Origin of the sequence: Lentilactobacillus farraginis DSM 18382 = JCM 14108, assembly GCF_000583655.1 — a bacterium.
Lineage (GTDB): Bacteria > Bacillota > Bacilli > Lactobacillales > Lactobacillaceae > Lentilactobacillus > Lentilactobacillus farraginis.
In genome coordinates this window covers 1-22,643 of the sequence record NZ_BAKI01000033.1, presented here as the reverse complement: position 1 = coordinate 22,643, position 22,643 = coordinate 1, and the positions used below count along the sequence as shown (strand labels likewise).

Annotated in this window: 16 protein-coding genes and 3 pseudogenes; 1 reads left to right on the top strand and 18 read right to left on the bottom strand. The window is 42.7% G+C overall.

All coding sequences use genetic code 11. The features are described 5' to 3' along the window. Positions 1-83 precede the first annotated feature (83 nt). The 16 genes and pseudogenes from JCM14108_RS10225 to JCM14108_RS10150 all read right to left on the bottom strand — a co-directional run bounded on the left by JCM14108_RS10225 (position 84) and on the right by JCM14108_RS10150 (position 16,991). A pseudogene (locus JCM14108_RS10225) lies at positions 84-852 on the bottom strand (NrtR DNA-binding winged helix domain-containing protein). A gap of 181 nt (positions 853-1,033) precedes the next feature. Further along, the gene (locus tag JCM14108_RS10220; RefSeq protein ID WP_035180673.1) at positions 1,034-1,855 is read right to left on the bottom strand and encodes an SPFH domain-containing protein; all 822 of its coding nucleotides are present in this window, start codon (positions 1,853-1,855) and stop codon (positions 1,034-1,036) included. A 5-nt stretch (positions 1,856-1,860) separates the two neighbouring features. Continuing rightward, a complete protein-coding gene (locus tag JCM14108_RS10215; RefSeq protein ID WP_035180686.1) occupies positions 1,861-2,199 on the bottom strand; it encodes a toxin-antitoxin system HicB family antitoxin in 339 nt (112 codons plus the stop codon). 203 nt (positions 2,200-2,402) lie between these two features. After that, complete coding sequence (gene guaB, locus JCM14108_RS10210) at positions 2,403-3,554, bottom strand: IMP dehydrogenase (RefSeq protein ID WP_035180672.1); 1,152 nt, start codon at positions 3,552-3,554, stop codon at positions 2,403-2,405. A gap of 385 nt (positions 3,555-3,939) precedes the next feature. Then, on the bottom strand, positions 3,940-4,677 hold the full coding sequence (locus JCM14108_RS10205) for a DUF1129 domain-containing protein (RefSeq protein ID WP_035180671.1): 738 nt from the start codon (positions 4,675-4,677) through the stop codon (positions 3,940-3,942). A 46-nt stretch (positions 4,678-4,723) separates the two neighbouring features. Then, positions 4,724-5,824 (bottom strand): redox-regulated ATPase YchF, encoded by a 1,101-nt coding sequence (gene ychF / locus JCM14108_RS10200; RefSeq protein WP_035180670.1) that lies wholly within the window; start codon positions 5,822-5,824, stop codon positions 4,724-4,726. A gap of 24 nt (positions 5,825-5,848) precedes the next feature. Next, a pseudogene (locus JCM14108_RS10195) lies at positions 5,849-6,042 on the bottom strand (DUF951 domain-containing protein). Positions 6,043-6,078: 36 nt separating this feature from the next. Beyond that, the gene (locus tag JCM14108_RS10190; protein ID WP_035180669.1) at positions 6,079-6,963 is read right to left on the bottom strand and encodes a ParB/RepB/Spo0J family partition protein; all 885 of its coding nucleotides are present in this window, start codon (positions 6,961-6,963) and stop codon (positions 6,079-6,081) included. Then, complete coding sequence (locus JCM14108_RS10185) at positions 6,953-7,720, bottom strand: ParA family protein (protein WP_035180667.1); 768 nt, start codon at positions 7,718-7,720, stop codon at positions 6,953-6,955. The genes JCM14108_RS10190 and JCM14108_RS10185 overlap by 11 nt, the downstream gene beginning before the upstream one ends. Positions 7,721-7,731: 11 nt before the next feature. After that, entirely contained in the window at positions 7,732-8,475 is a 744-nt protein-coding gene (rsmG, locus tag JCM14108_RS10180; RefSeq protein WP_035180666.1) for a 16S rRNA (guanine(527)-N(7))-methyltransferase RsmG, read from the bottom strand. Between the two features lie 281 nt (positions 8,476-8,756). After that, complete coding sequence (gene pepT / locus JCM14108_RS10175; RefSeq protein ID WP_035180685.1) at positions 8,757-10,070, bottom strand: peptidase T; 1,314 nt, start codon at positions 10,068-10,070, stop codon at positions 8,757-8,759. A gap of 193 nt (positions 10,071-10,263) precedes the next feature. Then, positions 10,264-11,168: pseudogene (rihC, locus tag JCM14108_RS10170) on the bottom strand (ribonucleoside hydrolase RihC). Between the two features lie 35 nt (positions 11,169-11,203). After that, on the bottom strand, positions 11,204-12,517 hold the full coding sequence (locus JCM14108_RS10165; RefSeq protein WP_035180665.1) for an NCS2 family permease: 1,314 nt from the start codon (positions 12,515-12,517) through the stop codon (positions 11,204-11,206). Positions 12,518-12,547: 30 nt separating this feature from the next. Further along, positions 12,548-13,828 carry a NupC/NupG family nucleoside CNT transporter gene (locus JCM14108_RS10160; RefSeq protein ID WP_035180664.1) on the bottom strand — a complete coding sequence of 427 codons (1,281 nt, stop codon included), beginning with the start codon at positions 13,826-13,828 and terminating at the stop codon, positions 12,548-12,550. A gap of 133 nt (positions 13,829-13,961) precedes the next feature. After that, a complete protein-coding gene (locus tag JCM14108_RS10155) occupies positions 13,962-14,801 on the bottom strand; it encodes an alkaline phosphatase family protein (protein WP_035180663.1) in 840 nt (279 codons plus the stop codon). Between the two features lie 1,119 nt (positions 14,802-15,920). Continuing rightward, a complete protein-coding gene (locus tag JCM14108_RS10150; RefSeq protein WP_235807187.1) occupies positions 15,921-16,991 on the bottom strand; it encodes a hypothetical protein in 1,071 nt (356 codons plus the stop codon). Between the two features lie 307 nt (positions 16,992-17,298). Here JCM14108_RS10150 and JCM14108_RS10145 point away from each other — a divergent pair, with 307 nt between their 5' ends. Beyond that, a complete protein-coding gene (locus tag JCM14108_RS10145) occupies positions 17,299-18,519 on the top strand; it encodes an SGNH/GDSL hydrolase family protein (RefSeq protein WP_235807188.1) in 1,221 nt (406 codons plus the stop codon). Between the two features lie 213 nt (positions 18,520-18,732). On the opposite strand, the gene JCM14108_RS10140 is transcribed toward JCM14108_RS10145, so the two are convergent. Both JCM14108_RS10140 and JCM14108_RS15460 read right to left on the bottom strand, forming a co-directional pair. Then, positions 18,733-20,628 carry a hypothetical protein gene (locus JCM14108_RS10140; RefSeq protein WP_235807189.1) on the bottom strand — a complete coding sequence of 632 codons (1,896 nt, stop codon included), beginning with the start codon at positions 20,626-20,628 and terminating at the stop codon, positions 18,733-18,735. A gap of 258 nt (positions 20,629-20,886) precedes the next feature. Continuing rightward, entirely contained in the window at positions 20,887-22,176 is a 1,290-nt protein-coding gene (locus JCM14108_RS15460) for an S-layer protein (RefSeq protein WP_237745800.1), read from the bottom strand. Positions 22,177-22,643 lie beyond the last annotated feature (467 nt).

Below are 22,643 nucleotides of genomic sequence, written 5' to 3'. Positions count from 1 at the left end.
TAAAGGTTATTTTTACTTTTATGTAACTGCAAATAAAAGTCTTCTAAACTTTTATTCTAAGATAACGCGCCTTTTCAAAAATATCAAGGAAATAGGTAGGCCAATTTGTAAACCCGTGCCGGGCGCCCCGGCCGGTTGGAAACCGACGTCCCAACATCCGTAAACAAATGCCGGTGACTTTTTTTAAAGTTTGAGTTATCAATCTGATCAACGGAAACTTTTAAAAACGGCGCATAAACCAGCCGAGCATCTTTCAGCGTGAACTTAGGCCCCAAGACCAGCAGGATATTGCTGGTAATCCAGCTTGTTCTTAATCCGATCACAAGCCACCTTCAGGATCCATTCATGATCATAGGCTAAATGATCACGCTGATTACCGGCATGGGCCAACTTTGCATAATACTGCGTTTCGGTTTGACTCTCTGCCGTCGAAAAAGACAATTCCCCATCTGAAAAAATATAACCGGTTTTAGTATAAGCCATACTAAACCAACGGGCATCGGAAGCCCCGTAACCAGGCTTTAGTTTGGGCTTATCCGGCAAAAAAGTCATATAAGCTAAAGATAGCGTTCGCTGATTGGGTGTCCGCAGCCGGTTGGTAAACGTGGCCAACTGTTCCGTATGACTATCGGACAGTGCCATGCCAATCTTGGCTTTGACTAAGCGCAACGCGGCCTCGTCAGCACTTTCGTTTGTCCGCATAAACGTTTCGGGAAGCGCCCAGTACCCGTTAAAGGGCTCGTTATCCCGCTTAACAAATAAAATATTAACCTTATTGGTCGTTTTATCAAAACTCCAGATAATATTTGTAATATTAATATAGGGTTGCTCCAAAATACTTACCGAGTCCATGCAAGCCCTCCCTTCCAAAAATTAGTCATCATATAGATGAAACCGTTTATCTTTACTATTTCATCATACCTGTTTTCTCCAAATAAAAGTGGGAAAAATCCAAAAATTTAAACTTAATTTGAAATTTAAAAACGAGCTTCTGATATTTTAATCAGAGACCCGTTCTTTAACGATTTAAAAATTATAAATCGGCACCCTTTTTCAATAATTTACCAGCAACCGGTAATTGTCCCAACTCGCCGGTTTTGTCTGTTGGGACAACCACCAAATTGGTTGGTGATTTAGCCAGATCCGAAAACGCATTGATCGATTGATTTTGAAAGTACTTGTCATCAGCGGACGACAAACCTGCCTGGACAGTATCAATTCGATAACGTTCAGCGTCAGCCCGCGTTCTGGTAGCTTCGGCTTCGGCCTTGGCCGTCGCTTTTAAAGCATCGTTTTTAGCTTTGGTCGTCAGTTCAATCGATTTAGCCTCACCTTCCGCTTTGGCAATTGCCGCAATCCGTTCCCGATCAGCGGTCAACTGTTTGTCCATGGCTTCTTGAATCGCTGAAGACGGTGTTAATTCATCAATATTGATTCGATCAACGTTGATCCCATAAGTGTTTGTCAAATCGCCAATCGCAACCGTCAGCTCTTGGTTGATCTTGGCAGTCGATCCCAACGCTTCGTTCAAGTCCATCCGCCCGATAATGTCCCGCAGATGCCCCCGCACCAACTGGGCCATTGACTCAACCGAATCCGTATTTTCATACTGATACTTGACCGCGTCCGTTACGTGGTAATTCAGTGTCAAACTAGCTGAGACATCCGCATTATCCTTGGTAATAATCGAATAATTCGGCAGTGCTTTAGGCTCCATTGCCAAGCTGACATTGCGGATCTTTTGAATTAATGGCATATAAAAATGAAATCCTGACGAAACACTCCGTCGATACTTACCAAATGTTTCTACCAGTCCCTGATTATTCTGCGGGACAATCTTGATTCCTAAAGGCATTGCCATCACTCCTTAATTTTTCGTAGGGTTAAAATATTCCCATTCGCTTCAATGACCGTATACTTAGCCTGTTTGTCAACTTTACTGTTGTCATCAATCAGGTAACGGTAGTAAATTCCCGAAACCGACACCAAGCCGCTTTCAATATAAATTTCCTTACCGGAAACCACCTGACCGATAAATTGGCGATGCTCAAAATTGGTGTTAGTAACCGCCGCTTCCAGCAAGCCTACGATATAGGCATTGACGCTTTTATCCTTTTCCGTCGCTTCAGCTGCCAATCTTTCATAAAGCCGATTACTCAGTCTCAGCAGGAAGCGTTTTTCTGTTTCCTTATCCCCCATAATATGACCACTTTCGTTCGTTAAGGTATTCTCAGTTTTAATATCTTTTGATATCATCATGATATCATTTCGTTTTACGTTAAACAAGTCAAATTTCATTTACCGATTGATAAATACCCAAAAATAAGATTAAAAAAGTAACCAACAACGTGCAAACATCATTGGTTACTTATCTGAAACATGATATTAAATTGAATTTCGGCTTAAGATTCCGGTTCGTAGTTAGGGGCTTCTTTGGTAATCGTAATATCGTGAGGATGTGATTCACGCAAGCCGGCATTGGAAATTTCAACAAATTGGGCGTTATCATTCAAATCTTTAATTGTTGCCGAGCCGGTATAACCCATCCCTGAGCGAAGGCCGCCAACCATTTGAAAGACGATATCATTGATACTGCCTTTATATTCAACTTCACCTTCGATGCCTTCCGGAACCAACTTATTGGCTTCGTTGACACCACCTTGGAAGTAACGATCGGATGAACCATGCTGTTGACTCATTGCAGCAACACTGCCCATGCCACGATATGATTTATATTTGCGGCCATTTTCTTCATAAACCTCACCAGGTGCTTCTTCGGTGCCGGCAAACATACTACCGAGCATTACTGCTGTTCCACCGGCAGCCAGCGCTTTAACAATATCACCGGAATATTGAATGCCGCCATCGGCAATAATCGGCTTACCCCACTTTCGGGCAACGGCAGCAGCATCATAGACAGCGGTTAGCTGGGGAACTCCGACGCCCGCAACCACTCGGGTCGTGCAAATCGAACCAGGACCAATGCCGACCTTAACTACGTCAACACCGGCTTTAAAAAGTGCTTCGGTGCCGGCACCCGTTGCAACATTTCCTGCAATCAAGGTTGTGTCGGGATAGTGGTCACGAATCTCAGCAACTTTTCTTAGAACACCGGCTGAATGACCGTGCGCCGTATCAATTACGATGGCATCTGCACCAGCCTTCAGCAATGCGGAAGCCCGATCGAAGGTGTCGGATGAAACCCCAACGGCAGCGGCCACAAGCAGTGCGTCATGATCATCTACAGCTGCCTTGGGGGTGTCAGCTGTCTTCTTAACTGACTTGACCTTGGCAACTTCTTGTGCCTGAGCTTCAATACTAAGGTTCTTATGAATGACACCCAAGCCACCCAATTTTGCCAAAGCAATTGCCATTTTCGATTCGGTGACCGTATCCATACCGGCACTTAAAAAAGGAACATTCAACTTCAAATTGTCTGCCAATTGTACTGATAAATCCACATCGTTCGGCAATACATCGCTTGCTGCGGGTACCAACAGCACATCATCAAATGTATAACCCTTTTTTCCGAACTTTTCATCCCAACTAACCATCTATCTCGCTCCTTTTAAAAAATTGATTGCCTAATAACTTACCATGTTGTTAGCTTAAAATCAACGTTTCTGAATGATTTCTAATGATGATCTAATCTAACACCATCATTGTCAGGCAGTGACAGGTTAAAAATTGTATTTATTATACACGAACTTTTTGAAAATTAAAAGGATTATATCAAATATTTTTGCGTATGATTTCAATTTTAACGTTTCTGGTTTCAAAAAATGTTCGTGTTTTACAGTGAGATGTTAAAAAGGCAGCAGCCGGTTACAAAAACAATCGTTCGTAATCAGCTACTGCCTTGTCAATAAAATTTATCTTTATTAGGAACACACGTTTGTAAAACGACCTTGCTATTTGCCAATGGGCACAGCAACTTCTTTAAAACAAACCACCGGTAATCCGAAAGTTTCGCTTAACAAAGAAGGCGCCGACAACGCCGATAACACCTAACCCAATATAAACGTAAGGGTTTAATACCGGATTAATTACTGCCGGAATGAAACTGGCTGTAAAGAAGATCCCCATCCAAACAACCAAGAACAAAATCATAAAAATGATCCGCAGCCATAACGGATATTTGTGCTTAACTCCCGGTTGGATCAGCATCGTCATTGCCGGAATTCCCAAGCCCGCAATAATCGAAGTTACCACGATTCCGGTAATGCCCATCGTTCCCCGGGCATTTCCTTTGGAGAAAAAGAACATAATCCCGTACAGAAATGTAAAAATCACAAAAAACAGCAACATGTTATAAAAGGCGTTTGGCCAATAATCCCGTCGTGGATCCGCCGGTCGTTTCGGCGGGTTGAGAACACTTTGAACTTTTTGGTCGACAGTTCCCCACATATTTCGAGCTGTTTTACCTGATTTTTGGCCGGTTAATAATGCCTCGACCATTTGATGAACTAAATCGGCCTGTTGCTGAGGCGTTAACTTGGTCTTGGCAATTTCCTGATTAAACCGAAACATATAGTCCGCATTCCGTTTGGTCAACCCAATATTATCAAATTGGGAATGCACAATCTTTTTGGCCCGGTCACGATCCTGCCGGACATTGGCATTCTTTTTGCGGGCGTTGCTTTCCTGCTTGGATTCACTATCGCTACTCACTCGCATCACTTCCTAATCAATTATTTTTTGTTTGGTATTCTGTAATTCAAAATTAAACGTTAAACCTGAATTCAACGATGTCGCCATCCTGCATGACATAATCTTTACCTTCCAGTCGCAGTCTGCCGGCCTCTTTAACTGCCGCTGGTGTTTGATACTTATCAAGGTCGTCAAAAGCCATGACTTCTGCTCGAATAAAGCCCCGTTCAAAATCAGAATGGATGATACCGGCAGCCTGAGGTGCCTTGGTTCCCTTTTTAAAGGTCCAAGCACGCGTTTCCTTACCACCAGCGGTAAAGAAGGTTTCCAGCCCCAACAGCTTGTAAGAAGCGCGAATAAGCCGGTTTAAGCCGGGCTCTTCAACGCCTTCGGCTTCAAGAAATTCGGCCTTTTCGTCATCGTCTAATTCGGCAATTTCTTCTTCCGGGGCGGCAGCAACGCCAATTGCCTGGGCGCCCTCTTTAGCAGCGTACTCGGCAATTTGTGGGAAGTACTTGGAATGTTCCGGATCAGCCATATCTTCTTCAGCAATGTTGGCAACGTACAAAACCGGCTTGCTGGTTAGTAAAAACAACCCTTTAACAATTTTCTTTTCATCATCGTCAAAGTTGATCGAACGAACCGAACCACCGGCTTCCAAAACCGGCTTGATCTTTTCCAGCACTGCCAACTCAGCCTTGGCTTCCTTATCATTTCCCTTGGCAGCCCGCTGAACTTTACCAAGCCGCTTGTTAACAGCGTCCAGATCAGCAATTCCCAACTCCAGATTAATGGTTTCAATGTCGTCAATTGGATCAATTTTACCGGAAACGTGGGTAATATTATCATCATCAAAGGCCCTGACAACGTGGACAATTGCGTCCACTTGACGAATGTTTTCCAAGAACTTGTTTCCAAGCCCTTCACCTTTGCTGGCACCCTTGACAATACCGGCAATATCGGTAAATTCAAAGGTCGTCGGCACAACCTTTTTAGCCGGAATCAATTCCTGAATACGGTCCAGACGCTTATCCGGTACCTCAACCATCCCGACATTCGGGTCGATTGTGGCAAACGGGTAGTTGGCCATTTCAGCCCCCGCTTTGGTAATGGCATTAAACAGTGTCGATTTACCAACGTTTGGCAGTCCAACAATTCCTGCAGTTAGTGACATAACTTAACAACTCTTCTTTCTGGTCTATTTTTCGGAATCTTCTGCTTTTTGCAACAGCTTCTTCATTTTTCGATTAAACTCTCTTCTGGGCATCATCACAATATGCCCACAACCGGTACACTGAATTTTAATATCGGCACCCATTCGGATTATTTCCCAGCGGTTTGTCCACATGGATGCGGCTTCTTCATTTCAACTAAATCATGGAGACCATACATAACTTAACATCCTTTCTTCAGATACTGTGGACGCAATCAATCCAAATCAACATCCAATAACGCTAAAATGCGATTCAAATCTGCCGTTGACAAATATTCGATTTCAATCTTTCCCTTCCCCTTTTTACGGGTAGAGTTCACAATTGAAACCGGAGTCCCGAATTTTTCCTGCAGCTGGCCTTCGGAAGCCCTGACAAACGGCGACTTGCGTTGGACCCGCTTTTTCTTGGTACCGTTTTGACCATTGATTTTAGCGGCGGCTTGTTCCAACTGACGAACCGTCATGGATTCGGCAACTGCTTTGCGGGCCAGCTTGATTAATTCCGGTTTACGATTAACGGAAAGCAGTGTTCTGGCCTGCCCCATCGATAATTTATGATCTTCCAGCATCTCTTTGACTTCCGGCGGCAATCCTAAAATCCGCAAATAATTCGCAATGTAAGGCCGGCTCTTACCAAGTCGTTGGGCAACCTGTGCCTGTGTTAGGTCCAACCTGGTCATCAGCATATTATAGGCCTCGGCCTCTTCCAAAGTCGTCAGGTCTTCTCGCTGCAGATTTTCAAGAACGGCAATTTCCATCATCTGTTCTTCATTGACATCCCGAATAATGGCCGGAATCAATTTCTGCTGGGCAATTTTTGATGCCCGCAGCCGCCGTTCACCCGTCAAAAGCTGATAAGCAGCTACCTCGGGATCCGGCTGACGCACGATGATTGGTTGAAAAACGCCCGAATTTTTAATTGACAAGGCCAAATCTTCCAAGGCCTTTTGATCAAATCGATGACGCGGCTGATAGGGATTGGGCTTAATCTGACTGACTTTGATTTCAACCACATTTTCTTTACTGGTATCAACGGTATTATCCTGAAAAAGTGCCTCAATGCCCTTTCCCAATCCGGTCGGTTTTTTCTTATTCACCATGGTTGGCCAGCACCTCCTTTGCCAGTTTCATATACTTATCGGCTCCCTTTGATTTAGGGTCATAATCCATAATCGGCAGTCCATAACTCGGCGCTTCCGACAGGCGGACATTTCTTGGAATCACAGTTTGATATACTTCGTCTTTAAAATACTTTCGAACTTCCTGATTAACCTGAACGCCTAAATTAGTCCTGGCATCATACATCGTTAATAGGACGCCCTCAATCTTTAATTCGGGATTAAAATGTTTTCGAACCAGTTGGATCGTATTTAACAGCTGACTGAGCCCCTCCAAAGCATAATATTCACTCTGCACGGGAATTAAAATCGAATCGCTCGCTGTAAAAGCATTGATCGTCAGTAGTCCAAGCGATGGTGGGCAGTCAATCAAAACATAATCATACTGGTCCTTGACCTTATCCAAAGCTGCTTTCAACCGGGTCTCACGGGCCATCTGCGGTGTTAATTCGATCTCAGCACCAGATAACTGAATGGTTGCCGGAACAATGTCCAAGCCCTTGTGAGCGGTTGAAATGATTGCTTCACGCATCGGCTCTTCATTCACCAGGACGTCATAAATTTCTTTATCGATATCGGCGTTTGAAATGCCGACGCCACTGGTGGCATTTCCTTGTGCATCAGCGTCAACCAGTAGTATTTTTTTACCTAATGAGGCCATGCCGGCGCCTAAATTAACGGCAGTCGTCGTTTTACCGACACCACCCTTTTGATTGGCAAGTGCAATCACATATGACATATCTTCCCTCCTTACTTACCTAACTTACTCTGACCCAAAGGTTCCCGATTGGGAGTCCCTGGTTTCCGTGGATATTTTTTGGGTGTTGTTTTAATTTTTTGAATGATAATAATATGCCGCGTTTCTGCCAATACCGGCAGCGAAAAAGCATGATCGGCCACGACTTGGCCGCCCAGAATATGAATGGCTTCCTGGGCGTCTCGAACTTCATCTTCGGCTTTAGCCGCTTTCATAGCGATCAGACGACCGCCAACCTTTACCAACGGCAGACAGAGTTCACTTAAAACGGTTAACCTGGCAACCGCACGAGCAGTCACAAAATCAAAAGACTCCCGACTGGTAGCTTTTCGACTGCCAAATTCCTCGGCCCGGGCGTGAACTAAAGTGACACCCTGCAACTGAAGTTTGTCGATCAATTCTGCCAAAAAACGGATCCGTTTATTTAGTGAGTCAACGATTGTTACCTTTAACTGTGGAAAAAGAATTTTTAACGGGATAGAAGGAAAACCGGCCCCTGCGCCAATATCACAAATTGAAACCGGTTGATCACGGAGCTGTGAAACAAAAAAAGCCGGCGTTATTGAATCGTAGAAATGTTTAAGATAAACTTCTGATTTTTCGGTAATGGTTGTTAAATTGACATGTTCATTTGTAGCGACTAACAGCTTGAAATAGGCATCAAATTGGTTTAATTGATAATCGGTTACCTGAATGTTGTGTGCCAAAAGTGCCTCAGTAAATTGATCAATATTCATGAATTAACTTCTCCTGATATGTGAAACAATCCTGTTTCACGTCTTATTCTACTTTACCTTAAAATCGTTGATATGACAAGGACTAGTATGTAAGAAGTTGGAAAAAGTCAAACTTCTCTGTTAAAAATTATAATATGCCGGCGGCTGCTTTTCGAGCAAAAAGAAACGTGTGAGACGAGAGACGGTTAACTCCCAATGCATGGTTTCACTCGGTAATAATCGTGATGACACAAAAAGGGCTGGACAAAACTAATTTTGTCTCAGCCTCTTCCAGCTGCCCGCTACAACTCACGCCCGTCATTGTCAAAGATAACCGGTCGATTGTCTTTATGACCAAATTGCCTGACATGTTCTTCAATGATGGCAACGATTACTTTGGCAGTCATCACCATTGCTTCGGTCGTAACATATTCATAGGGACCGTGAAAATTATCACCGCCGTTAAACAGATTGGGCGTTGGAATTCCCTTGGCCGTAATCGCATTGCCGTCCGTCCCACCACGAAACGGTGTGATTTTTGGCTGAATTCCCAGTCTTTGATAAGTATCCAACACCAAATTCATTACATATGGATATTGACGAATAGCATCCCCGATGTTTCGATATTGCTCTGTCAATTTAAGCGTGATGCGAGGTGCTTTAAACCGGGCATTAATTTGCTGAACAACGCTTTCCAGCAAGCGCTCTTTTTGCTGAAACCGGGCTGTATCAAAATCTCGAATAATAATATTTAAATGCGCTTGGGAAATGGTCGCGTTAAAATCAGTCACCAGGTAAAAGCCCTGGTGCCCACGACTCTTTTCCGGCACCTCATCTTTGGGCAGGGCCGAAACAATTTCATTGGCCAATCCGACAGCGTTAACCATTAGTCCATAAGCATCTCCGGGGTGAACTGCCGTCCCCTTAATGTCAATTTCGGCTTGGGAAGCATTGAAAGTCTCCGGTTCGATCTGGCCCGGCTGACCGTTATCCATCGTATAGGCAAAGGCAGCCCCAAATTTTTCAGCCGGGAACCGCTTGGCGCCACGCCCGATTTCTTCATCCGGACCAAAGGCAACTTCAACCGGTCCATGTTCAATTTCGGGATGGTTTACCAAATAAGCCAGGGCCCCCAGAATGGCCGTAATACCAGCCTTGTCATCAGCACCCAACAGTGTGTTGCCATCCGTTGTAATCAGTCGCTGCCCGACAAAATTCTTTAAATTCGGGAATTGGGCAGGACTTAAAACCAATCCTTTTTTCCGGTTTAAAATAATCGCTTCGCCGGAATAATCGGCATGAACCTGCGGTGAGATATTTTCAGCATTAAAATCAGCCGTATCCAAATGGGCAATAAAGCCGATTGGTGCCAGCTGTTTGGCGGAATTCCCGGGTAGTTCCGCCAAGGCATAGCCACTATCGGTATCATACGTCGCTTTGTTTATCCCAATTTTTTTCAAATCCTCAACAATCATTTGAGCCAACTCAACCTGACCCGGCGTTGTCGGCACCGTTGGACTGTCAGGATTAGACCTGGTATTTATTTTTGCATACTTAATAAATAGTGATTCAATTAAATCTTGATCAAATTCACGCACGCAACTCACCCACCCCATCTCAGATAATTCAGTTAGTGACGTCAGCCCCGCTTTTGATTCGGCGTCACTGTTCACTTTCAATCATAGGGTACCCACGTTAAATTGTAAATAATCTCGACAAGCTCATTTAAAAGGTCAAAATAAAAAGCCGACGTCGTTTTTTGCGACAAATCGGCTTTCTTACGTTATTAAAAAATTAAAGCTTAAACCGTTATTTTGGCAACTTCAGCAGGAACCAGTCGTTAAAAGCGGCCGCGTCAATATCGACACAGACATTAGCGTTTGTTTTGCCTTCATGATAGGCGCCACGAATATCGCCAACCGTTTCGCCAATTGCCGGACCGTCCGTAACAATATCGATCCACATTGGCTGGGTCTTGATTGCTTCGGGATGTAATAGATAAAAGATTGTATTGACATCGTGCATGGCAATTCCTTCAGACTGTTATCACCATCGTGAATAATAATGTCATGCAGCATTTTACCAGTCTCATTCATAGTAGCCAATTTAGTTAATGAAGCCGGCGTCAACAACGCTTTCATCGTAATATCCAAACCAACCATGGTAATCGGAATACCTGAATTGTACATGATTTTAGCAGCATCGGGATCGGTAAAGACGTTAAATTCGGCTGCACTGGTCATGTTGCCCTTACCAAGCGAACCGCCCATGGCAACAATTCGTTCAATGTGGTCTTTAACCTCAGGATACTCACTAAATAACAACCCGATATTTGTGTAGGAACCGGTCGGAACCAGCGTAATCTTTTCATCACTACTCATAATGGTCTCGCGCAGTGCTTCTACCGCACTCTTATCAAGCGGTTTCGGCAGATCCTCCGGGAAATCGTATCCCGGCATTCCCGATTCACCATGGATTCTGGCTGCGTCCTCAAATTCCTTGATCAACGGCTGTTTAGCTCCAGCTGCAACCGGCACTTTTTTGTTGAAAAAGCGCACAATTTTCTGCGCGTTGCGGGTTGTTTTATCAACCGTGACATTACCGGCAACACTGGTAATTAATTTAACATCAATTTGGGGGTCGTTCAGCGCCATGGTTAACGCTGCTGCATCATCAATTCCCGGATCGGTGTCCATTACAATTTTAATTGTCATAATTACTTCTCCTCATCTTTTATCTTTGATGACAGTCAGAGCAGTGCCGAAAGCACTAAATCACCGAGAAATAAGCCACCCAGCACATAAGTGGCAATTGTTAATTCCTTTGCCCTGCCTGCCGCGATTTTTAGGATTGGATAGGCTACAAATCCGAATGCCAACCCCGTTGAAATGCTGGTCGTAAACGGAATTAAAACCACAATTAAAAATGCAGGGAACCAATCCGAAAAATCAAACATATTAATTCGACTTAACTGATTCATCATCAAGGCACCGGTAATAATAATCACCGGCGCGATGGCGGCTTGTGGTACAAATGACAATAATGGAATGAAAAATATTGAAAGAGCAAACATGATACCAGCCACAATCGACGTAATTCCGGTCCGACCGCCGCTTTCAATGGCTGACGCACTTTCAGCGGCCGCCACTGTTGGGCTGGTTCCTAAAATCCCAGACAAAAAGCTTGTCACCGAACTTGCCTGAAAAGCCCGTTTGAATTTCCTGGGGTTCGGCATAATGCCTTCCAGCAACCCCATTGATTCAAAAACCAGAATCATGGTCATTGAAAAAACGGCCAGAACAAACGCAACACTAAAAACGTGACTGAAATCGCCCTTCAAGACAATTTGCGTATATTTATCAATGTCACCGATGCCGACTGACGGGGATGCCTGATCTTTAATGCCAAATAAGATGCCCAATAGTGACGTCACAAAAATACCAATAAAGAAACCGCCCGTCACGTTTCGAATATACAGAAACAGTGTCAGCAGCAGGCCAAACATGGCCAACAACGTTGCCGGCTGCGTCAGGTCGCCCAGTGCTAAAATCGAACTTTTACCTGCTTGAATCAATTGCGCCTTTTCCAAGCCAATTTCAACCAAAAACAACCCGATTCCGGCGGTAATTCCCGCTTTCAGCGTATCCGGAATTCCATCGGCCAGGACCTGACTTAATTTGGTAAAGGCAATCAAAACGTAGATGACACTGGCTACCATGGAAATCGCCAACGCTTCCTGCCACGACAGTCCCATAGAGACGACTACCGTGTACGTAAAGAAGGCGTTCACGCCCATTCCGGGGGTCAAAATAACCGGCGCGTTTGCCCAAAATCCCATTATCAGGCACCCGACAAACGAGGAAATAATGGTTGCAAACACGCTAAGATCGGTCGGAATCCCGGCATCCTTTAAAATCAATGGGTTAACGATGATAATGTAGGAGATCGCGAAAAATCCCGTAATCCCGGCGATTATTTCCCGTTTTATTAAATTTTTATCCTGGATTGCCTCACGAAGCCGCAGCTTGTTTGCTACGGCCTCTTCTCTTTGTAACTTATCCAAAAATATAACCTAGCTTTCGAATTTGCAATTTTACCATACAAATAGGCCGACAATTCCGGCAGACATTAACGATACCAGAATCCCGGAAAGTAACATAATCCCAACGTTTTTACTAATCAAATCATTTTTCTTCTTATCAACCAATCCCTTAAAGGCACCGATAATCATTCCGGTCGTTGAGAAGTTGGCAAATGATGTAATGAAGACCGTCAGCTGAGCCTGATAATGAGCTGGGAAGATGCTGAGATTATGAATTGTGCCGGCAATCTTACCCATAACAACGAATTCGTTAGTTACCAGTTTCATGCCCATGAACTGTGCAAACTGGAAGGCATGGCTGACATCCAGCCCCATCAACCAAGCAAATGGGAACATGATAATTCCCAGAATGTGTTCCAATGATAACCATGGGTTGAATAATGCCAAAATCTTATCAATCAAGGCAGCCAAAGCAACAAAGGCGATAACGTTGGCGGCAATGATTAAAATCAACCGGCCGGCACCCAGAATGGAGTCACCCAGAAATGAGAAATAAGGCTCTTTTTTACCATCCGGTGAAACCGCACCTTCTTCTTCGGCAGCTTCACTAGCAGCACCACTGCCACCCATTTTGGCAATTGTATCTTCTTCCGGCGTTACCTTAACCGGATTTAAAATACTGGTAATGATTAACGCATTCAAAACGTTCAGCGGAATAGCAGTTAAAACAAATTGTCCGGGAACCATTTGCGTATAGGCACCGATAATTGAAGCCGTCACACAGGACATGGACATCAATGCCAGCGTCAAATTTCGTTTAGCAGACATTTGTTTTAATTGAAGGGATGAAACGGCAAGTGCTTCGGTGTTACCCAAAAACATCATTTCAACGGCAAAAAATGACTCGAATTTTGGTGCACCGGTAATAAACGACAAACCCCGGCCGACCCATTTGATAATCCAGGGTAAAACACCGATGTAAGTCAATGTATCAAACAGCGGTACAATCATCAGAATTGGCAGCAATGCACTTGTCACAAAGTTCATTGTCTTGGCAGTCCCGCCAAATTCAGGCGTTACCCAGTTTGGTAGTGCGAATGCAATCCCCTGATAGGAAACCTGGACCAGCCAATTAAACCCGTCGGCAGCCGCTCTAACAGCATCCCGACCCCACTTAAACTCGGTCAGAACAAAAGCAATTACCAGGTTAATGACCAACACAACGAGGACCGAGCGCCAGTTAATGGCTTTTCGGTCTTTGGAAAACAGTACGGCAATTCCCAGGTAAACAATCACACCCAGTATATTGACTAATAAATAAGTTAACTGCATATGCGGAAGTCCTCTTTTCTGTTTTTACGAATAACAAAACAATAATGGCAAAAAATAATAACCGAGTCCCTTGCCCGGCATTGCGATCCCCCTTGTTATAAAAAATTTGGTTTTTTAAAGTTTAAACCCAGATTTAAGATGAAACTTCGCTCAAAAAGCTATGACCAATTGATTCTTTATCATAGTTCAAGGAAAACATGTCGGCAATCGTGGCTCCAATGTCCGCCAACGAATGGCGAACCCCTAATGGCCGACCGGTTTCGATTGCCGGATAATAGATTATCAACGGTAAATATTCCCGAGTCGGCGAAACAGCCGCCGTTAAGTCATTGGCAAACGTTGCCGTAATTACCAATAAGTCAGTCCGCTTCATTTCACTCATCACTTGAGCAATATGCCGATCAGCATCCCTTAAAATCTCAAGGTAGGCTTTCGGGTCACCATCAGCCGCCGCCCGGGGTAAATCCTGAACCGACATGTAAATGAGACCATTAAAAGGTGAAACCACCTCATGATGAAGCGTCTGAAAAGCCAATGAATCCCGATTAACAGCCACAATATCAGCCAGATTCTGGTTTGAAATATAACTCTGATAATTGGTAATCATAACCGAGCGGGCGTAATCATCACTCCCCTTAACCAGCGGATCAATCACACTGGTAACTCGAATACCATCCTGATAATCGAGCATTTCCCGAATACCGCCTTGAGGCTGGTTTCCCAAGCTCTGAACATGGATTTTACCGTAAAATCCAGCTGGCTTCTCAACGGCCGGTAGTCCGGGCACCGGATTTTCGGTACGAATGTTACCCAATCCCAGCTTACCAAGTGTTGGCAGCTGGAGCATCTCTCCGGCTTGCCCGGCAATGTGGCCCAACGTATCAGCGCCAACCGAATGATAGCGATTGGCATCACTGGCTTCGCCGATACCAAGTGACGCCAGATCAATAATGACGATTCTTTGAAAATCCATGGTGATTCCCCTTTTTGGCCAAAAATTAACAGCTAAAAGCCATTTCATTGACTAGAATACCGAATAATCATGCGCCTGTAAATAAAAGGAGCCAACAATTTTCGTAAGTAAGACCTTTTACTAGCTTGGGTGCGCTTTCATTATAGCAAAAACGATTTAATAGTACAACTTTAGCACGATTAATTTTCGCAGACTTCATTCAAAAAGACGTGATCGCGCCCCGCACACAAAGCCACCGGCCGGTTGATTTTTCTTTTTAAGACACAAAAATAGGCCCCAGGTTTGCTATGCGTTTCAACCTGAGTGCCTATTTAAAATCGGAAGGGATGTTAAGGGTTAATACCCACTTTTGTTTAAATCTAATGTCTTATCGCCTCAATTTAACTCATTAATTGATCTGACTGTCGCAAACTTGAACCATTTTCGACTTTAACTTTTGATAAATTTGCCGCACGATCAATTCTGTTACTGCTTAAAACTTAAATTACTATCTGATTGGTACTAAAACATTGTTGGTATAAAAATCTAATTCTTGATAACTGGATCTGTGAATCTATCATCGTTGGATCAACTTGATATCCCATCAATTTGATCATTTATCGGATTCATCGATCTACTACAAGCGACTCCTGTACATTAACCTATTCAATTACTCCAATGAGTATTAATAGTCGATCTTTAAATCCATTCGATATGATTGGATCATTTTATATTCAAACACTTAATCACCTGAAATTAAATTTCTCGTCTATGCTAATAATCGTTTTAAATCCAACATCTTAAAACAACCACGTACCTAAACTACTTCTTCGATTACTTCAAAGTACAAATATTTGAAAATCCAACATTTCCAACAACTAGCTGCTGGTGGAAGAACATTCAAAGTAGGTTGGAAACCCTTAATGCTTTGAATCTCTTTTCCCTTCCTTGACTATATAATACCATATCTGGAAGCGTTTGCAATAGTTAAGCCTCACTTTTTATTACGTGTTTAAAAATGGCCAATTAAACCGTCGCCACCTGTTTAACCGTCTTTGAATACCAGGCTCCAAGACCATAGACAATAAAGCAGGCGACATACCTAAAGGCATCCCACCTGCTCATTTTACTCGAAGTTAATTATCTAAAAATAAATCTTAATGGATCAAAAACAATAAACGAAATTGCAACAAAACCAATAATGGATAATGTGATAATAACCGGTAAGGTCTCCACAATTCCATTAACATCATGATCCGTATACTTAACGCTGGAAACCGGCGTGGTAATTGTCACTTTTTTACCCTTTGAAGTCGTAAACTTGCCAGGATTCTGCTTCTTATTAAGCGCCTGCTTATAAAACAGCTTGCTAAACGTATTAAAGCTGACCAGCTTTGTATTGTTTTTGGCAGCGCTGGCAGTATCACTCTTGGAAACCCGATCAGCAAATGAATTGTGTGCCATTTCATCGCTGCTGTTAGGTTTTTCAATAGCGGTTTGGCGCTTAACACCAGCCATCATCCCTGAAGTTGTACTTGAATTTGACGCACTTTGAGAACCCGCTGCTGATTGAACAGCCGTCGAATTACCTGTCGTCGATGAATCACTACCGGCTGATTGCTGACTGCTGGTTGATGATGCCCCATTTGTCGGTACATCTGGTTTGGTATTGTCCAAACCACCACCAGGAACCACCTTGTCAATAATCTTTTTAACCGTTTTATCAGCACCGGTCCCGGCACCGGCCGCACCCTTATCGCCCAATCCAAGCATTGGTTCCGATGAAGAATCAGCAGCCGAACTGCTCGATGAAGATGCATCAGAACTAGCGGCTGCGTCAACGTTATTGTCATCTGCATTCCCATAAGTAGTTGTCGTGTCCCCATTACTGTTCGAACTACTTGTTGAAGTACTGTCACTTGACGTACTGGAAGAATCAATTGCATTCCATCCAGCCAGTGACGAACTGGAACTTTGCAAATTGTCGTCAGAAGCGGTCGTTGCCGCGACACTCTCTGTTGATTGAGATGAACTTTGAAGTGCCCATTGCTGATTATCCCCACTATGTAATGAGCTCTCGTTGGAATTTGCAGAAGCGACGCTGCCGGCAGTTGATTGCGCCGACGCAGGTGTTGTCACACTGGCAGAGTCTGCTTGAGCGTTGCCCCCAACACCCAAGCTGAACAAAGCCAATATGAGAGACGATGCCATAAAGGACCACCTAAATTTGAACTTTTTGTTCATGGTACTTTCCCCCCGACTCTAAAATAGCCGCACTATACATAGTTAATAATAAGTTATTTACCTTTCTTTTTCAAGTAGGGAATGTCATTAGCCTAATTATTTATCAAGCCAAACTGCTTTTTGTTATCAAATAAACTTTAAGAAACATTTTAAAGCAGCGGGTTAAAATAATTAAGCGGGTTAAGTTAACAGGTTTTCACCAACCCGTAAAGCATTCGTAATATTACCGTGGTATTCTGGAACTCGTTAACAATATTTTGAGGAGATTATCAAGATGATAAAGACAAGATATTTGGCTGTCGCAATTGCAGCATTGTTGGGAATGTCTGCTGACATAACAGTCCAAGCAGCTAGCAAGACCGCAACGCCAAGCAAATCTGCGGCTTCAGTTACAAAAAGTAAAAATAGTAGTTCATCCAGTGTCAAAGCATCGACTAGTTCGGTTAAAGAAACGATCCCCGACGCTTCCTTAGTCAGTAGTACAACTGTCGACGAGGAATTACCCTATCATATTGAAAAGGGTTATGTTTACACATCATCAAAATTAACAAAGAAAGCTGGTTCAGCAAAGGACTTTGCTAAAGTAACCTGGTATATTGAAAAGAAGGCCGTTATCGACAGGTCCTCACAGGGAGCCGGAAATTCTGTTTGGTATTATGTCAAGAGTGGCTCTGGTACCCAATCGGGCTGGATTTGGCAAGGCAATCTCGAACCAATCTCAGAAGGAGTTTTTGATATTGCAATGAAAAATAGCGATTACTTTAAGGGATTAAACGTCATCAGTATGGGCGATTCAATTACCAAAGGGTACGATGGGTATGAAACTTTGAATAACATGGGTTATCCAACCTGGTTAAGCCGCTATTTAGACACTGATGTTCTAAACGCTGGTTATAACGGTGCTTTTCTATGTGATGGTGGCGAAGAAGAAACGGAAGGCGATTTGACACCAACTGTCAATGCTCATAATTTCAAAAACTATGACGTCGCAACAATTGCCTATGGCACCAATGATTATGGCCACGTTTCCAATTCTCTCTCAGACATTCAGGAAACATTAAAACAAAATATCCAAAAAATGAAATCTGACAACAAGAAATTGATTATTTACGGCATCTTACCAATTACCCGTTACGACAGTAATACCAATTCAGATGACATTATCGGCAAAGGCGGCTTTACAATGAATGAATTGCGAAACGCTGAAGCGGAAGTGTACAAAGAATTTGATATTCCTTATCTTGACTGGCGAAAAGACACCACCCAATTAATCACCGACAGCAATCATGAATATCGATTATACGATGAACGGTTGCATCCTTCGGCCAAAACATATCAATTGATGGGAAGAGAAATTGCACAATTCATGATTAAAAATTTCCCAAAAGATCAGATTAAAACAACCAAGAAGACGACCTCGTCCTCAACTAAGAAAACAACCACTACAACCAGCAAAGCAAGCAGTTCGATAACGACTACTTCGACTAAAAAATAGCGCCAAAAAATAACACTCATTAAAACGCCTGGTGCGTAATTAATACGAGCCCCGCTGCCTGATTCTTATCAGGTAACGGGGCTCGTATTAACTATCAGCTAATTTAAATTGAACAAAAATCACTGATACGCTACAGAAGCCGATTTAATTTTTCAAAAAGTAAATCAAACCAACCTTGTTAAGATAACCTCAAGTTATATCGGCATTTACTTCCTAATTACTACCGGAAAGTGCTGACAATAGGCTACTTAAGGATGAAGTACTAGTAGATGTTGAACTGGTAGATGTTGAACTGCCGGAAGTACTTGTACCATCAGTTAGGAGACCGCTCAAAGCGCTTGTGCTGCTTTGGAAGGATTTGTCATTAAAGGCATAACCCTGCTCGGTAGCATTAGCAGTTGGACTGGACTCAGTACTGTTTTGATTGTATAAGCTCCTAAGATCATTATTAGCGCCTTTAATAGCACTTTCGGTAACGACCTTTGAAGCATTTGCTGTATAAGGAATCGTTACTTGAGTTCCCATCTTGACGCTATCACCGTTGACTGTCTTAATTTGGGCTTGCGAAGTTGTTAATTTAACAACTCGATAGCAAATTCGACCGCCAAACAGAGAGTTGGCGATGCCGTCGAGACCGCTGCCAATTAGACTGCCAAGGCCACTCAAAGCACTGCCCAAAGGATCAACACCGGCTGCACTCAAAATATCTGAAAGCTGACTACTTGTATCACTGGTGCTTGAACTCGAGCTAGTGCCAAACAAACCACTAACACTTGGTGTTCCTGTACTTGAAGCTGTCAAAACTGCTTGCTTTGAACCATCAAAGAAATTACTCATTGGATCGCAATAAGTCAAGTAGTAAATTTCACCCATATTAGCATTTGAAACAGCATTCCAAATATCGGTAGAAGTAAAGGTGTCTCGTTGCCCATTATTACCACTGGTATAAGTACTCTTTGCTAAATTGGAAACCAGCGTACTAAATTGAACACCGGATGGTGATGTAAAGGCATTCTTACTTACAGGGTCACCCGGCAAACCGCTATAATTTTTATTATTAGCGAATGCTGTATAATTAGGTGCCGTGCTGAATAAATTATCCGTTGAAGTTGCAACAACGTAGTAATTAACTTGATTACCATACGAAGCGGCTGCTAATGCATTATTATTCTGAGTACCATACTGACTAGAAGTACTTGGCGCAGAGTAACCGCTCGGGATATTGGAATAAGCTTGACCAGATAAGTTGGTTCCTAAGAAATTGGCAGCCGTTTGTGTTGAAGCATTACTGTTGGTCAACAACTTAGTTGTCACGGAATTGCCAGTCGATGAATCAATATAGTTAACCAATACCTGATTGGCACCGATATTAACTGATGACGACGAAGAAGCGCCTGTACTTGAGCCGGCTTTTAAATCTGAAGCTTTAATCCAGCCGTTAACCGTTGGGTGGGCTGAATCTTCAACAAAATAATACGTCGCGTTATTGTCACGACCGTTCGTCTTTGTACCAACACCGGTAACCCGTAATGGATCTTTAGTGTAATCACCAGAAAGTGAAGCCATATTACGACCAATCTTATATTCGGTCCAGTCAGGCTGTTTATAAGTTGTTGAGGATGAGCCAAAGTAATAAGTCGCATTGGAAATGTCCGTCGTTAAATTACCTTGATTAAAAGTCGAAACTTTCTTCATACCACCAACACTTGTCTTACCACTTGGATTTGATTTGCCGGCATATATCCAGCCCCGGTAAGTCTTGTCAAATGAGACCACCTTTAAGTAATAAGAACCCCGATTGGTCTTGGCAATTCGATAAGCCCGAAAATAGCTCTGACCCTTATCGGATTGCTGTGCTAACGATTTTAAAGTCGTTGTACTGGCAACCTTGCGAGCTCCTTTTAGAGTACCAGCTTTAGAATACAAAGCCGCTGAGCCGGATGGTAAATAATTCCGTTCCGTGTAATTAGTCGTATACGCTTTATTCGACTTTACCTTGGCATAGCTTTTAGCATTCGCAGAATCAGAATTAGCTGTCACAGTAGCAAATCCCAATCCAAAAAGCGCGACGCCTAACAAAGCTGCCTTGGAAAATTTCTTGTTTATCAAACGATCCCCTCCTAAAATATCTAAATATGTAATAACAACGAAAAGTCATAATTCGTTATCTACACATTCATTATAACCCATTAATCAATTAATGCCATATTACAAAAATTAAAATTTTGTATCATTTCCGGGGTAAATCCAGTGTTATTAAAGAATAACTAAATCATCAGGTTAATTATTTACCTGTACAAAAAAAGGAGCACCTCAAAAGAAGTACCCCTTTTTTAAAATAACAAATTAAACCAGTCTAGCTAAAGATTAGATATATGGGTTTACAACGTACATATCAAGAATAGTCTTTACCCATTGACGGTTGATAGTCATACCAGTGTAACCATCGGAGTTAACTGATGCATTTTCAGACTTAGAACCACCGACCCACTTCGTGTAAAGTGCGGAATCATCAACAGTGTAACCTAAGCGAAGAACATCACCATAGTGTGCGTTCTGTGGAATCGTATCAGTATCCAAGTTGAACTTCATGTAAACACCAGTAATGGAATCAAGGTTATCAAGCCAGCCACCTGCAAGACGAGGCAGGATAGTTGGTGTGATCTTCATGTAAACTTGGTTGAAGCCGTTGTTCTTCAAAGCAGCATTCAAAGTGCTTGAAGGAATAACGTCATTCTTGTTACCCATTACAGTCCGGTCACGGTTGAAGTTGTTAACGGCGTTGTTCCAGTTAACGTTACCGTTCCATAGAGGAATTGTCCATTGTGCGTGGGCAACCATCTTGCCACCCGTAGCACTGCTGTAACCTTCAACGTTGAATACACTGTCAATAGTTGTTTGACTAGTACCAACTGAAGCAGTTGCTGATGATGAGGTAGCAGCTGATGAACTAGCAGATGATGCTTGCTTCAATGAAGTAGCAAGAACGTAACCATTAACTGATGGGTTCTTAGCATCATTTACATAGTACCAAACATCACCTTCACGATTACGCTTTACAGCCTTTGTAACTGTAAAGGTATCGTTCTTGTAGTTGGTAGTATCAGTTGTGTTACGGCCAATCTTATATTGGGTGTAAGCAGGTTCTTTGAAGGTTTGTGCTTCAAATGAAGTACCTGGGTTACTCAATTGATAAGTAGCTTTCTTTTGTGCGTCAGTTAAAGTTGAAGTTACATCAGTAGTAGTATCAGTGTACTTCAAACCGCCGGCAACACTTTGGTAATTGCTACGAGGATCAGTCTTACCAACATAGATCCAGCCACGGTAAGCTTTATCAAAAGTAACAACCTTCATGTAGTATGAACCATTGCTTAATTTAGCAACACGATAGCCACGGAAGTAATCGTTACCCTTCTTTGAGCTGGCAAGTGATTGTAAAGTTGCAGTTGAAGCAACTTGACGAGCACTCTTTAATACACCAGCTTTAGTGTATAATGCATTTGTTCCAGTAGGAACATAGTTACGGCTAGTAGCAGTTGTGCTACTTGCAGCTTGGTTAAAATCGATCTTATAACTCTTAGCAGATGCATTAGATGATGCACCGGCAACAGCTACAAAGCTCAATGCAGCCAAACCAACGAATAATGAACGCTTCATGTTAGTTTCATAATTCGATATTTCCCCTCTCTGTTAATAAAGATATTAGACGCGATATGTAACTCTCTCGCCCCTTCAGACATTATAATAACATCTCAGCTATAAGTTGTAAACAGAAAGAACCATTAACATCCCATTTCTTTAAGAAATTCTTGAGCGCCAATTGTCCTTAATGACCAGTTTTTCTTCTAACAGATGGCTGTTAAAACAATATCCAAATAGTATTATATCGCATATATCTAATTCGTCAAAAAATGAATCTCTCTTTTTTTGATTCTAAAAACTTAATTGTTTTTTAAAGAAAACGTCAATTTATATTCACACTTTATTCCCAAAAAAGTCAAACCATATCATATTCATTATATGATCACACTTTCTTCACAAATAAAGCCCATTTGCTCCAAGCAGGCAGCCCACAAGATTCTTTAGGGATAGTATGCCTGCCAAAGCCTTATTAATTACTTATA